Source organism: Bacillus vallismortis (assembly GCF_040784915.1).
In the GTDB taxonomy this organism is placed as follows: Bacteria; Bacillota; Bacilli; order Bacillales; family Bacillaceae; genus Bacillus; species Bacillus subtilis_G.
In genome coordinates, this window is record NZ_CP160797.1 from 3,437,847 (window position 1) to 3,452,371 (window position 14,525).

Annotated in this window: 12 protein-coding genes and 1 riboswitch; of the genes, 5 read left to right on the top strand and 7 right to left on the bottom strand. The window is 45.6% G+C overall.

All coding sequences use genetic code 11. The annotated features are described in order from the left end of the window. Positions 1-12: 12 nt before the first annotated feature. Both ABZM97_RS17235 and sspJ read right to left on the bottom strand, forming a co-directional pair. A complete protein-coding gene (locus ABZM97_RS17235) occupies positions 13-1,413 on the bottom strand; it encodes an amino acid permease (RefSeq protein WP_202328040.1) in 1,401 nt (466 codons plus the stop codon). 102 nt (positions 1,414-1,515) lie between these two features. Continuing rightward, positions 1,516-1,695: riboswitch (Lysine riboswitch) on the bottom strand. A gap of 114 nt (positions 1,696-1,809) precedes the next feature. Beyond that, positions 1,810-1,950, bottom strand: coding sequence for a small acid-soluble spore protein SspJ (gene sspJ / locus ABZM97_RS17240; RefSeq protein ID WP_010330072.1), 141 nt, complete (start codon positions 1,948-1,950; stop codon positions 1,810-1,812). 166 nt (positions 1,951-2,116) lie between these two features. Here sspJ and ABZM97_RS17245 point away from each other — a divergent pair, with 166 nt between their 5' ends. Continuing rightward, a complete protein-coding gene (locus tag ABZM97_RS17245) occupies positions 2,117-2,599 on the top strand; it encodes a metal-dependent hydrolase (RefSeq protein ID WP_253268571.1) in 483 nt (160 codons plus the stop codon). A 99-nt stretch (positions 2,600-2,698) separates the two neighbouring features. Further along, entirely contained in the window at positions 2,699-4,552 is a 1,854-nt protein-coding gene (locus ABZM97_RS17250; protein WP_333516425.1) for an LTA synthase family protein, read from the top strand. Between the two features lie 24 nt (positions 4,553-4,576). On the opposite strand, the gene ABZM97_RS17255 is transcribed toward ABZM97_RS17250, so the two are convergent. Further along, entirely contained in the window at positions 4,577-5,503 is a 927-nt protein-coding gene (locus tag ABZM97_RS17255; RefSeq protein ID WP_087991175.1) for a substrate-binding domain-containing protein, read from the bottom strand. Positions 5,504-5,613: 110 nt separating this feature from the next. On the opposite strand from ABZM97_RS17255, the gene modA reads away from it, so the two are divergent. Together modA and modB are read left to right on the top strand one after the other, a co-directional pair. Further along, entirely contained in the window at positions 5,614-6,396 is a 783-nt protein-coding gene (modA, locus tag ABZM97_RS17260) for a molybdate ABC transporter substrate-binding protein (protein ID WP_087991126.1), read from the top strand. Continuing rightward, the gene (gene modB / locus ABZM97_RS17265; protein ID WP_367387011.1) at positions 6,368-7,060 is read left to right on the top strand and encodes a molybdate ABC transporter permease subunit; all 693 of its coding nucleotides are present in this window, start codon (positions 6,368-6,370) and stop codon (positions 7,058-7,060) included. The genes modA and modB overlap by 29 nt, the downstream gene beginning before the upstream one ends. A gap of 28 nt (positions 7,061-7,088) precedes the next feature. Here modB and pgoN read toward each other — a convergent pair whose 3' ends face one another. Next, entirely contained in the window at positions 7,089-7,919 is an 831-nt protein-coding gene (gene pgoN, locus ABZM97_RS17270) for a glyoxal/methylglyoxal reductase (RefSeq protein WP_087991127.1), read from the bottom strand. Between the two features lie 221 nt (positions 7,920-8,140). On the opposite strand from pgoN, the gene yvgO reads away from it, so the two are divergent. Further along, a complete protein-coding gene (gene yvgO / locus ABZM97_RS17275; protein ID WP_087991128.1) occupies positions 8,141-8,626 on the top strand; it encodes a stress response protein YvgO in 486 nt (161 codons plus the stop codon). A gap of 44 nt (positions 8,627-8,670) precedes the next feature. Here yvgO and ABZM97_RS17280 read toward each other — a convergent pair whose 3' ends face one another. The 3 genes from ABZM97_RS17280 to ABZM97_RS17290 form a co-directional block, all read right to left on the bottom strand. Next, a complete protein-coding gene (locus ABZM97_RS17280; RefSeq protein WP_367387012.1) occupies positions 8,671-10,683 on the bottom strand; it encodes a Na+/H+ antiporter in 2,013 nt (670 codons plus the stop codon). A 242-nt stretch (positions 10,684-10,925) separates the two neighbouring features. Then, complete coding sequence (gene cysI / locus ABZM97_RS17285; RefSeq protein WP_367387013.1) at positions 10,926-12,641, bottom strand: assimilatory sulfite reductase (NADPH) hemoprotein subunit; 1,716 nt, start codon at positions 12,639-12,641, stop codon at positions 10,926-10,928. 25 nt (positions 12,642-12,666) lie between these two features. Continuing rightward, positions 12,667-14,487 carry an assimilatory sulfite reductase (NADPH) flavoprotein subunit gene (locus ABZM97_RS17290; RefSeq protein WP_087991131.1) on the bottom strand — a complete coding sequence of 607 codons (1,821 nt, stop codon included), beginning with the start codon at positions 14,485-14,487 and terminating at the stop codon, positions 12,667-12,669. Positions 14,488-14,525: the final 38 nt, after the last annotated feature.

Sequence of the window (14,525 nt, forward strand, 5' to 3'; positions counted from 1 at the left end):
GGTGTCTTTTGTTTATGCTTTCCGGAACTTTTTAACAACAAATGGATAAACGATCAAGCCGACAAAGAATAAACCGATGCCGAGAGTAAATGTCGTTAAATCCGCTGTGCCTGTTATGATGACAAACAATGAGTATGCGCACGCTAATATCGCGATTAATCCGTCTTTTACACGGGAACCTCTCAGCTGGTCATACGTTTCACCTTTGATGACAAGCTTCAAGCTGTAAATCGCAGATACCAAATACGGAATTAAATACGCAAGTGTTGCCGCTGTCGTTAAAAACGTAAATGCGTCACTTATTGTCCGGGAAATAACCGAGAAGATGAAGACCTGTGACATGACGTTTGTAATCATTAATGCGATAATCGGACTTCCCTTTTTATTCGTTTTTGCAAAGAATGCCGGAAAATCTCCCGCTTTAGCGGCTTGATATGGAACCTCAGAGCCAAGCAAAATCCAGCCGAGCATCGTTCCGAATAAACAAAGGATAGCCAATAGCGCCATAATCACGCTTCCCGCGTTTCCGACAATCGCATACAGCACATCAACGAACGGCTTTTCAGAGCCGACAAGCTTATCATGCGGCAGAACACCCATCGTAATTAAAGTCACGATAATATAAATGCTCAAAGCAATCAGCAATCCGGTAATTGTCGCGCGTTTCACATCACGCTGAGAGCGCGCACGGCCGGATAGGATAACTGCTGATTCAATTCCGACAAACGCCCACAGTGTAGAAATCGCCGCGTTATGCACCTGGCCGCCAATTCCAATGCTTGTGCCGTTTTCTCCTTGAACCGGAAAATAAAAATGATCGAATAATGCCGTTTGAAACACAAACAATCCGGCAACGATAAAGAAAACAAAACCTAGTACTTTAGAAAGCGTCGTGACAAAGTTCAATTTACTTGCACCGTTAATGCTAGTAACGAGAATCGTGTGCGTGCCCCATAACAAGATCGTACATACTGCAAACGTCAGCAATTGGCCGAGTGTCACCTCTTGCCCGCCGAGCGAAAACATTTCACGTTTATCAACCAAGATCGGGAAAAACGAAGTCAAGTAACCGGCGAGGCTTGTGATAATCGCCACGTTACTGATCCAGCTCGCCACCCAGTAGCCCCACACCATTGTGAAACCGGCAGCGTTCCCTTTCTTCGGATCAGAGAACAGCGCCCTTGCATAACTTTGCGGTCCCGCCTTCAGTTCAGGCTTGCGGATGGACAAATGCCCGAAGACAAGTGCAATCATCAGCACGCCGGCACCTGTCAAAAGCCAAGCGGACGTGGCGCCAAGCGGACTCGCGATTGAAGCAAGCGAGCTTGGCAAGGAGAAAATTCCCGATCCTACCATATTTCCAACGACAAACGCCGTTAATAACCAAAAACCCCATTTTTTCGTCTGTTCCATTCCAGTACCTCCATGATTCTTTGTACGGACCAGACCCCGAGATCATGTAAACGCAAAAAAGCCTGAACAAAAGTCCATGCTTAAAGAAACACACACCCTTGATCTCCGGATAGCCCTCCGCGAAAAAGCACGCGGCAGTCCTGCACTTATTCAGATACAGTCCCAGCATAGAGAAGGATCGGCTTTCTCCACACTTCGGCGCTGATGCCTTTTACACATGTTAAACAGCCCCTGTCAGCCTGGCATGTGCTACTCATCATCCGCGCAACCTCTACCTCACTGAGAAAGAGTGAGGATTTAATAATTCAGTTACTCCCAGAAGGTTATCAAAGAAAGGATGATCTGTCAAAGGGAACAGATGGAAATACGGATAGAGCCAAGCCCTATCCGCATGGGTTATCGATTGTTTTTCTTTTTTTGCACAGCTTCTTGAAGCGGATCATCTTTTAGAGCTGAACCGGCATCTTCAAGAGCTCCCTGGATTACGTTTTTTTCTTTTTCAGAACGTTTTCCTTTATCTTTATTAAAGAAATCCATTCGTATCACCTCTTTTAGAAAATAGGTACACGATTAAGATGCCTTTTTCCTTGAAAAATTATGCGAAAAATTTTTTATCGTCCAAAGTCCTGTTGATCAAACATACATTCTCTTGATATATTTGTAATTCAGACATTTTTGCAAAAGATAAAAGGAGAAGCGAGAAATGACAGGAAAAACACACATCATGGGAGGCATCGCTTCTTGTACGGCAGCGGCTTATTATTATGGATTTGATCCTGTGCTTATGACAGCGTCCGGCGCGGTTGGGGCATTGATTCCCGATATCTGCCACACGCAAAGCAAAATCGGGAGAAGATTTCCTATCCTATCGAAAGTCGTCAGCTCCGTTTTTGGCCATCGGACGTTTACGCACAGCCTGCTGTTTCTGCTCATCATGTTTTTTATCACTGCCACATATATTCCAGATAAAAACATATCAACCGGACTGATGATCGGAATGGCGAGTCACTTGATTCTTGACGCTTGGACGGTGAATGGAATTAAATTATTATTCCCTTCAACGATTCGCGTAAGGCTCCCATTTTATATGAAGACAGGCAGTTTTTCTGAGCAGCTTGTGTTAGCCGGCCTGACAATTGCATCATGTTACTACTTTTATATGCTGTTTCATGGACGCATGTTTTAAACGTGAGTGCTGACACTTGTCTGAACGGGCTATTTTTAGTAGGTTTTACATAAGAAGCATTTCATGCAGATGATCAAGAAAACGTGAGGAGTCATATTAATGAAAGGAACCCTTTTTCACAATCAGCGGTTTTTATGTATTTCGATCGTATTCATGTGGATCAAAACGTATGTAATCTATAAAATCGGGTTTGATTTGCAGATTGATTCTCTGTCGGAGGAGCTGATACTGCTGATCAATCCGCTCAGCTTTATCCTTCCTTTATTCGGGATTGGCCTGTTTCTAAAAGATAACAAGCAGCGGGTTTTTTTGCTGATTGCCAATTTGGTTCTGACTGTCATCTTGATCTCCAATACGATTTTTTACGGCTTTTATATCGATTTTATTACCATTCCGGTTTTGTTTCAGGCCAGTAACATGAGCGATATGGGCAGCAGTGTAAAAGAACTGTTCAACCCTCTGTTTATCGCCCTGTTTGCGGATTTGGTTTGTCTGCTGCTGATTGCCCGTAAAGAGAAGAACCCGCAGACAAAAGCCGCCCCCCGCACGATTAAACGGTACTATGCAGCTTCCTGCGGCATGATTCTATGTACTCTGGCACTTGCAGAAGTACAGCAGCCGAAGCTTTTGGCACATTCCTTTGACCGGGAAATGCTCGTCAAAAGCATCGGTCTGTTTCAGTTCCATATATACGATACGATTTCTCAGACTGTGAATATAAGCGCGAAGGCATTTGCCGATGAAGACAGCATGACTGCGATTAAAAACTATACAGAGGCTGATTACAGCAAGCCTGATCAAAGCAAGTTCGGGCTGGCAAAGGGGCGCAACGTCATCTTTGTAACGCTTGAATCGACCCAAAGCTTTGTTCTGAATGAAAAGGTAAATGGAAAAGAAATCACCCCGTTTATGAATGATTTCATCCAAAAAAGCTATTCTTTCGATCATTTCTATCAGCAAACAGAACAAGGCAAAACATCTGACTCAGAATTCATCGTCGCCAACTCACTGTATCCCTCCCTTAGCGGGGCCGTCTTTTTTACGAAAAGCGATCATCAATTTCATACGATGTACAAATCGCTGAAACAATATGATTATTATTCAGCCGTCTTTCACGCCAACCATAAAACATTTTGGAACCGAGATGTGATGTACGATACATTTGGGATTGACCGCTTTTTTGATGTTGATGATTTCCACGTCACTCCCGGGACATCGACAAGCTGGGGCCTAAAGGATAAGGAATTTTTAGAGCAGTCCGCCGGCAAGCTCAATAGCCTGCCGCAGCCGTTTTACAGCAGTTTCATCACGTTAACGAACCATTTTCCGTTTGAAATTGATGAAAAGGATCAGCTGATTGATGAATACGATTCAAGCAGCGACCTGTTAAACCGCTATGTGACTACGGTGCGCTATGAAGATGAGGCATTGAAGCGTTTTATCAAAAAGCTGAAGGACGAAGGCTTATACGAAAATTCGATGATTGTATTCATGGGAGATCATTATGGCATTTCTGAAGCCCATAACGAGGCGATGGCCGAGTTTTTAGGAAAAGATGAAATCACGCCGTATGACAACGTTCAGCTCCAGCGAGTGCCGTTTATCATACATATTCCGGGAATCACAGATCAAAAGCCGGAAATCATCCCTGATGCCGGAGGGCAGGTCGACGTCAAGCCGACACTGATGCATCTGCTCGGCATTGAGACAAAAGGCGATATCCAATTTGGCAATGATTTGCTGTCAAACGACCGCACTCCATTCACCGTGCTGCGAAACGGCAGTTTTATTACGAACGACTATGTATACACGAAAAACACGTGCTACAGCCAAAAAACAGGGGACGTGCTGGAAGATCAGGATGCGTGCCTCCCATATAAAGAAAAAGCAACCGAAGAGCTGTCTCTCTCTGATAAAATTTTAAACGGAGACCTGCTCAGGTTTACTCAATAAAAAAATCCCTCTTTGAGGGATTTTTTACGTTTCCAACATCACTTTGCCGGTGAGTTTTGTTTGATAGCCGTTCAAATGAGACAGATTCGCCTTGTATTCCTCAGCATTCAAGATGTCCTTCACGGCCTTCAGCAGCTGCTCATGTTTTTTCAAAACGACGATATCATATTGTTCGTCGATGAGCGGGATAAAATCAACACTGCCCATATGTGCCGCGTGCTGCGCCCCGATTCCCGCGTCAGCCTGTCCGCTTGAGACTTGTGAAGCGACAGCGTAATGATCGGTCACGATATCGCCGTATCCTTTTACATCAGCCGGTTTCACACCGAGCAAGCCAAGCTGTTCATCAAGCAGCACTCTTGCGCCAGAACCCTTTTCTCTGTTGATGATCCGGATATCTGCCCTTCTTAAGTCATCCCAGCCTTGAATGTTTTTCGGATTCCCTTTTTGAACATACAGTCCGGCTTTGCGGAGAACGACATTGATCAGACAAAACGGTTCACCTGACAAAATCCGTTTTACATAAGGCGCATTATACTGGCTGGTTTCCGCATCATACAAATGCAAGCTGACAATGTCACACTTGCCTTGATACATATCAATCAAGCTGTTTAAGCTTCCTTTGTATTTACGGAGCGGCGTCTCCTGAATCACATTCTCCAAATGCTTGCTGAGCAGATCCATCGAAATGTCCTGTCCGCTGATCATGACATTTTTTCTGCAGTCCGGCTCAGCCTCCTGCATCTGATTCGGCTCTTCGGCAGCAGAAATGGGCTGCGACATTCTCATATTCATCTTATATTGCTTTAAATCTTCTTCATCCACACGCATCTGCCTTCCGACACGGTAAGCAGGCAGCACGCCTTTTTTAATCAAATCATAAACGGTCAGCTTTGATACCTTCAGCAGACCTGCAACTTCTTCTATCGTATAGGAAGAGGTTTCATTCATCATCATCACTCTCCTATTTTATTATACCTTTTCGTCGAATGTAAAAAAACCCACATAAGCCAAACATAATCAGTTATAATTAGATATAACTAATTATAAGGGGTGCAATCATGTTTAAAAAGTATTCCATGTTAACAGCAGCCTTAACCGCTATTCTGCTTACAGCAGGCTGCTCCGCAAACCAGTCTTCATCGGATAGCGAGAAAAATGTAACGTTAACCATCTCAGCTGCCGCCAGTGCACAGGATGCCCTTGAGGAAATCCAACAAAACTACGAAAAAGAACATCAAAACATTAAAATCCAAGATAACTATGGCTCATCCGGCGCCTTGCAAAAACAGATTTCTCAAGGAGCGGGGGCAGATCTTTTCTTCTCAGCTGCTGAGGATAAATTTCAAAAGCTGGTAGATGATGGGGATATCGCCAAAAAAGACAGCACCGATTTAGTCGGCAATGAAATCGTGTTGGCCGTGCCGAAAAACGGCGATTCACCTGTGACAAGCTTCAGCAATCTGGCGGATTCAGAAAAAATCGCCCTCGGAACGCCGGAATCCGTGCCGGCGGGAGCTTACGGGAAAGAATCACTGACAAAGCTTTCTCTATGGGACAATGTGAAGGATAAGATCGTTTACGGAAAAGACGTTCGCCAAGTCCTTTCTTATGTAGAAACAGGCAATGTGGACGCAGGCGTTGTTTATAAAACTGATGCTCTGATCTCGAAAAAGGTCAAAATCATTGACGAGGCAAAAGCAAATACACACAGCCCGATTGTCTATCCATTAGGAATTGTAAACGATACAAAACACCGTAAGGAAGCGAAGGAATTTTACGATTACCTGCAATCTGATGAAGCAATGAAAGTATTTGAAAAATATGGTTTTACCGCCGAGTAGCATAAGCGTTTCAGCGTTTTTTACACCTGTTGTGCTTTCCTTTCAGGTGGCGGCAGTTGCCGGAATTGTTGTCATTATTCTCGGAACACTGGCTGGAGCACGGATGTCACGGGCATCATTTTTCGGAAAAACGGCGCTCGAAACATGTTTTATGCTTCCGCTCGTTCTTCCGCCCACTGTTGTCGGTTTTATCTTGATCGTCATTTTCGGAAAGCACAGTTTCATCGGACAAGCCATCGAGTGGATCTTTCATCAGCCTGTCATTTTCACCTGGTGGGCCGCTGTGATCGCCTCGGCTGTCGTGGCCTTTCCGCTTATGTATCAATCCGCCAAAACTGGATTTGCTGACATTGATCCCGATATACAGGGGGCTGCAATGGTAGACGGCGCCAGCAGATGGAAGGTGTTTATCCATATTTCCATCCCGCTCGCCTATCCTTCATTGCTGACCGGAAGCATCCTCAGCCTTGCACGGGCGCTCGGAGAATTCGGCGCAACACTGATGTTTGCAGGAAACATTCCCAGTGTTACGCAAACACTGCCGACGGCCATTTATGTCGCATTGGATTCCGGGAACAATGCCCTTGCCTGGGCCTGGGTCGTCTGTATTGTTGTCATTTCCTTTTTGATGCTGTTTTTCATTCAACAGAAAAAACCACACTAAAAAACTCCCCGTCACGGGGAGTTTTTTATTAAAACAGAAGCTCATCAGGATTTGGACCGACGCGCTCATCTTTGTTTAACGCGTCAATTTTGTCCATGTCTTCTTGAGACAATTCGAAATCAAAAATATCAGCGTTTTCGATGATACGGTGTTCTTTAATGGATTTTGGAATCGTGACAACCTCATTCTGCAGATCCCAGCGCAAAATCACTTGAGCCACAGATTTATTGTGTTTTTCAGCAATCTGTGCGAGCACTTCGTTATCCAGCAGCTGTCCCTGCATGAGGGGAGACCATGCTTCCAGCTGGATGCCTTGTTTTTTACAATAGTCTCTTAATTCTTTTTGCGTCAAACGAGGGTGATATTCCACTTGGTTGATCATCGGTTTGATTTCAGCATCTTTCAACAGCTCTTCTAAATGATGAACTTGGAAGTTGCTGACGCCGATTGCGCGGATTTTGCCGTCTTTGTACAGCTTTTCAAGCGCGCGCCATGTATCTTTATATTTATCCTTGCCAGGCCAGTGGATCAAATATAAATCTAAGTAATCAAGCTGAAGTCTTTCCAAGCTTTTTTCAAAGGCAGCAAGGGTTGTTTCGTAGCCTTGATCTTCATTCCATACTTTGGAGGTAATGAAGAGCTCTTCTCTTGCCACACCGGATTCTTTAATCCCGATGCCAACGCCTTCTTCATTTTTGTAGATTGCTGCTGTATCAATGCTGCGATAGCCGTTTTTAATGGCAGCTTTCACAGATTCAGTCGCTTCACTTCCGTTTTCTACTTTAAAAACACCAAGACCGAACCAAGGCATTTCAACTCCGTTATGTAGTTTTACAGTATCTTTTAAACTTGTTGGCACTTGAACATCCACCCTTTCACTGAAATGTAAGCGTCTATATTATCTCACACTCCTCTTAGGCGATACCAATAATACGCTTAAGAGCCGCTTTTTGCTTCTTTTTTCACAGCAGGGCAAAGCGTGACACTATTATTTTCCTATTTTAACAATATTGAGATTATAAATGGAATAAGCAGGGTATGCGATTAGTGTCACCAAATCAAAACAAAGGAGGAACCAAATTGAAACGTATGCGTATCCCGATGACACTTGCGTTAGGTGCCGCTTTGACCATTGCCCCTTTGTCCTTTGCTTCGGCTGAAGAAAATCCCGGTGCGCAGATTTCCCAGGCAACAACAGCCGGAACATCTGCCGCTGAGGTAGGTTTAAACGTCAACCTGGATGTACTTGGAATTGCCAACCAAATCGCCGATGCCATTAAATCCGCACAGAACCGAGATGGATTTGTGAAAAACCTCATGGAGTCTTCCTTCTACGCGTCCGGCCAAAAATACAACGTCATGGTATTTAATTTAAGCCAGGAATATGAAGATCACTTAAACGGTGTGCAATTTTACGGCTCAGCCGTTTACGACGGCATTACGTACGGCATTTGGGTATTTGAAGACGGAACCTTTACAAACAAAGGTGATGGCGGCTGGATCAACTGGGCCTTCAGAGGCTGGTTCGACCGGGATGGCAGCACTGTCGAATTCCATCGTCCCTAATATAGAAAAAAGCTGGCGCTCTAACGCCAGCTTTTTTGCTGCATCTATTCGCCGCCTTCAAGCATGGCGGCTTCCACATCATTAATGTATTGGCGAAGTTCATGGGAGATGTCCCGAGAAATTTCTCGCTTTTCGAAGAGCGTTTGAATTTCATTTCTGATCGCCTGCACAGCCTTCAGCTTCACTTCCAGCTTCTGAGTTTCAAATTGGGCGCTTGATTTCAGCTCATGATGACTGTGTTCCAGCCTGAAAATTAACTGTTTATAAAACGTAATGACAGATAAAAACACTTCTTTATGTTCTTCCGTCTTATGTTTTTCCAGATATTCAATTGCTGCTTTTGCCGTTTTCACTCTCGTTGCCTGTATCAATCCCGCTTCATTTAAAATCGGCAGCTCCGGCTTTTTATGTTCATCGAAGAAAATCCAATACATCAGCCGCTTGAGCCTTGTTTTTGATAATCCGACTTTAAATGGGTTGCCATACAAAATTTCTAATTCATTAAACCGTTCTTGCAGTACGTTTACTGTTTCTTCCGGGATGTCTCCCCGTTCCAGCATTTTCATCAATGCCTCATGCTCAGCGATAATGGCTTGCGCCCGGACTTTTCGCTCTTGTTTTTTGATACGATTAGATGAAGTATATTGCTGAAAACGAAGGTTTTTCATCTTTTCGTTGTATTCGCCTATCACCGCAAGAGAGGCTGTTTTGTTTGTATCGTTCATGTCCTCTTTAATCGTTTGGAGAGCTGTTTTAATCAATTTGCGTCTCGCCGTCAGCAGCTTTTTATTTCGTTTTTCGTCTTCTTCTTCCTTTTCAGTCAGAAGGGGAAGCACAACGGCGGCAATGACAAGTGTGCATAAAATGACGCCGGCTGCCAAAAAGAGAATTAGATTTCTTTCCGGAAACGGTGTGCCATCCTCCAGAAAATACGGAATGGAGAAAGAGCCCGCAAGCGTTACAGCTCCGCGCACACCGGAAATCGAAAGTAACAGCGTCGAACGAAGACCCGGTTTATAAATGTTCTGGTCCTTATTAAAGAACCATTTTCCGTTCCAGAAGAACAGCACCCATAGAAATCTGAGGAGCATTAGCGTAAATGTGATCACAAGGATATAACTGATTACCTTCATGTTGCTAACTGCGGTGTCATTAAAGATAACGGAAATGACGTCCGGAATCTGTGCTCCGAGAATAACGAAGACCAGACCGTTCAAAATAAATAAAATAATGTTCCATGTACTCGAGGAGACGATTTGCAGTTTGGCCATCGTTGATTCCAGACGATCCTGTTCAACCGCATGGGTGATTCCACCCGCCACAACGGCTAAAATGCCGGAAACGGCGATTTCTTCCGCTGCCAAATAAATCACAAACGGCGTCAGAATTTGAATCAGCATATGCATTGTGACATCCTGCATGCCAAGACGGCGCAGGAAGAGGCGGAATCGAATAATGAAGAACGAAATGACAACCCCGCACAGCAAGCCTCCAAGAGAAATAAAGACAAAGCTGACAGCCGCTTGTGCTAATGAAAATGCACCGGTCACTGCTGCCGCAATCGCAAACTTAAAGGCCACCAGACCTGATGCGTCATTCATCAGCCCCTCCCCTTCAAGCAGGCGAAGAATGCCTTTTGGCATTTTCACTCTTCCTGATAATGCGCTGACAGCGACGACATCAGTCGGTGAAAGAATGGCCGCAAGTCCAAAAGCCGCTGCCAGCGGAATAGCAGGAATCATCCAGTGAATCGTGTATCCACCTACAATCACAGTCGCAAATACAAGGCCGAGTGCGAGCAATAAAATCGGAGCGCGTAAATTCCAAAGCTCCGCCCGCGGCGTTCTCTTCCCATCATTAAATAGAAGAGGCGCGATAAACAGAACAAAAAACAATTCGGTGTTTAATTCAAAATGAAGCCCCTGTGGAAATGAGGCCGCAAAAATCCCAAGCGCCACCTGAATCAGAGGCACGGGAATAAACGGAATAAACCGGTTCACGATATTGGATATCGCAATAATCGTTAATAAAACGAGAACAACTAAAAATATGTCCAAATACATGACCTCCTTCGTCTGAGATAGTCGATGGATCTGCTTGTCTAAAAGAGGCTGAGGCTGGGACGGCATTGCATCCGATATGTGATGTTGGCACGAGTTTCCTCCACACTTGTTTTCTTTTATAATACCCTTTTTAGGGTATTATTTCTCACGATACGCTCATAGTGAATTTTTTTGTAGCAGGGCAAATTTCAGGCAAAAAGAGACAGGGAGCTACCCCTGCCTCTCGTCTTTCTTTATCAGTTATGAAAATTCGTGCCGTCAGTTGTTGCTTTAATGATGCCTGCGCGAATGACAAAGTCACCGAAGTGCTCGCCTTCCTCGCGTTCTTTCGCATAACGTGAAAGAAGTACGCGCAGCTCGCTTAAAATGTCTTCTTCACCGATGTTTTCACGGTACATTTTGCTTAAACGGCTACCATCAAATGCAGCACCAAGATACATATTATATTTGCCCGGCGCCTTTCCGATAAATCCAATCTCACCGAGTGCATGGCGTGCACAGCCGTTCGGGCACCCGGTCATGCGAATGGTGATTTCCTGATCACGAAGGCCGTTTTCGTCAATGATCTTTTCAACCTTATCTAAAAGGGTCGGCAAATAACGCTCTGCTTCAGCCATTGCCAATCCGCAGGTCGGAAGCGACACACACGCCATAGAGCTGCGGCGGAGCGCTGAATGGTGCTTGCCGTCAGTTAAGCCATATTGCTCAATTAATGCACTGATTTCATCTTTTTTGTCGCTTGAAACGTTCGCAATAATCAAGTTCTGATTGGATGTCAGACGGAACTCGCCTGTATGAACTTTGGCGATTTCCCGCAAGCCTGTCATCAGTTTATAATGATCGTAATCCGTCACACGGCCGCCTTCGACAAACAGCGTAAAATGCCATTTATCCTCAATGCCTTCCACCCAGCCGTAGCGGTCGCCGTTATGATCGAAATGATACGCCTTTGCTTCTTTCAAGCTCCAGCCGAGACGGTTTTCCAATTCTTCTTTTACAGTTTCTAAACCGAGGCGGTCAACGGTGTATTTGAACCGCGCATTTTTGCGGACAGAACGGTTTCCGTAATCACGCTGAATCGTAATCGTTTTTTCAGCAACGTCATACATTTGCTCAGGACGGCAGAACCCGATCACCTTGGCTAATTGCGGATATGTCGCTGTGTCGCCATGCGTCATTCCCATACCGCCGCCGATTGCCACGTTAAAACCGATCAGTTCGCCATCTTCGACAATCGCAATGAATCCGAGATCTTGTGAAAAGACGTCTATATCATTAGATGGCGGGACGGCAATACCGATTTTAAATTTCCGCGGCAGATAGAGCGGGCCGTACATTGGCTCGACTTCTTCCTCAGGCGTGCCGGCCACTTTTTCCTCATCAAGCCAGATTTCATGATAAGCTCTCGTCCGCGGCAGCAGATCGTCACTTAATTTTTTAGACCACTCGTATACCTCTGAGTGGATTTCAGACTGATAAGGGTTCGATGCGCACATCACGTTGCGGTTTACGTCTCCGCAGGCTGCGATCGTATCCAAAAGAGCTGAGTGGATCGTCTGAATGGTTTTCTTCATGTTCCATTTCAGAATTCCGTGCATTTGGAATGTTTCACGTGTCGTCAGTTTTAATGTGCCGTTCCCGTATTTCTGGGAAAGGTCATCCATGACAAGCCATTGTTCAGGTGTTGAGACGCCTCCTGGCATACGTACGCGCAGCATGAACTGATAGGCCGGTTCAAGTTTTTGCTTTTGGCGTTCATTGCGGAGGTCACGGTCATCCTGCAAATAACTGCCGTGGTGTTTCATCAGGCGGTTGTCATCATCCGGAATTCCGGCACTGATCCGGTCCAGCATCACTTCTTTCAGTGTGCCGCGCAAATAATCACTTTCTTCTTTAATGCGTTCAACATCACTTGGAGAGCCGTCCGGTGCTTTTAAGATTTTGGTCACCATGTTGAAAAACTCCTTTCAAGTCAAATCAGTATACATCACGCTGATAGCGTTTTTGCTGCTGCATATCGGCAAGATAAGCTTCTGCTTCTTCGCGGCTCATATTGCCTTCTTTCTCGATAATGTCAAGTAATGTGTGATGGACGTCATGCGCCATGTGTTTTTCATCACCGCAAATGTAAACAGCCGCGCCTTCTTGAAGCCATTCGAACAATTCTGCACTCTGTTCAAGCATGCGGTGCTGCACATATACTTTTTCTTCCGTATCACGTGAGAACGCCACATCCATTTTTGTCAGCACACCGTCTTTGATCCAATTCTGCCACTCTGTCTGATAAAGGAAATCCGTGACAAAATGCTGATCGCCAAAAAACATCCATGCTTTGCCTTCCACTCCCGTCTCCTCACGCTCCTGCATAAAGGAACGGAACGGCGCGACGCCTGTCCCAGGGCCGACCATGATAATCGGTGTTTCAGGATCTTTCGGAAGCTTAAAGTTTTGATTATGCTGGACATAAACAGGCAGTGTGTCTCCCGGTTGCAGACGCTCCGCGCATAAAATCGAGCAGACGCCCTTTCGTTCACGGCCGTGCGCATCGTAGCGGACTGCGCCGATCGTTACATGTACTTCATCCGGATTAGCGGATAAACTGCTCGCGATTGAATAGAGTCGGGCCGGCATTTTTCGCAGAATCGAAACAAACTCCTGCGCCGATACGCTGAACGGGCCATAATCACGAACGAGATCAAGCAAATCGCGTCCTTCAAGATATGCTTTTACGTTCCCCTCATTTCCCGGGGCTAAAAGCTCTCTAAGCTCATCGCTCCCTGACAGCTGGGCAGCCTGTTCAAGAAGCGGTTTTGTGAGAACAGTGATTTCATAGTGAGAAATCAGCGCTTCTTTAAGCGGGCGTACATCACCTTGCTTATTAAGGGTCACAATTTCTTCGGGGTCCCAATTCATTTCCTTAAGCAGCAGCTCAACAAGCTCCGGATCGTTTTCCGGATAGACGCCGAGGCTGTCACCAGGCTCATAAGTCAGGCCAGATCCTTCCAGAGACAGCTCGACATGGCGTGTTTCTTTATTTGATCCTCGGCCGTTCAAATTTAAATTTTCTAACACTTCAGCCCGAAACGGGTTTGTTCTGGAGTAAGAAGACTCACCGATTTGAGGCGAAGCTGCTCCTTGCGCAGGTGCGGCGCTTCCGCCCCCGGCTTCACTTAAGCCCTCAAATACACCCTCAAGCCATTCAGCTGCCGGCTCATCATAGTCAAGATCGCAATCAACGCGCGGAGAAATTCGTTTGCCGCCGATTTCTTCTAAGCGCTGATCAAATTCCTTCCCTGTCTGGCAGAAAAATTCGTACGAGCTGTCACCAAGCGCCAAAACTGAAAAACGAAGGTCTTCAAGCTTAGGCGCCCGTCTTCCATGCAAAAATTCATGAAACGACAGCGCGTTATCAGGCGGCTCGCCTTCACCATGCGTGCTGACGACGATCAAAAGATTGTTGATTTTCTTCAGCTGATTCGGCTTAAAATCGCTCATGGATGAGACAGTGACTTGAAAACCGCGCTCCTCAAGCTGCTTGCCGGCATTTTCTGCAAGCCCCTGTGCGTTTCCCGTCTGTGAACCATAAAGAACGGTCACTTCTTTTGAAACGACCGGTGCCGCCGCTTCTTCAGACACAATAGCCGCAGGGGCCCCCGCGGTTTCTTGGGCGGGAACGGATTGCGCGGATAAATATCCGCTCAGCCAGATTTTCTGAGATTCGGTCAAAGTTGGCAGAAGACGGTTAAGGAGCTCTGCCTGCTCCTGATTAAACGGACTGTTCATTACCTGAAGTTGCAACGTATCCACCTCACAAAGTTATAAACTGATCGAAAATT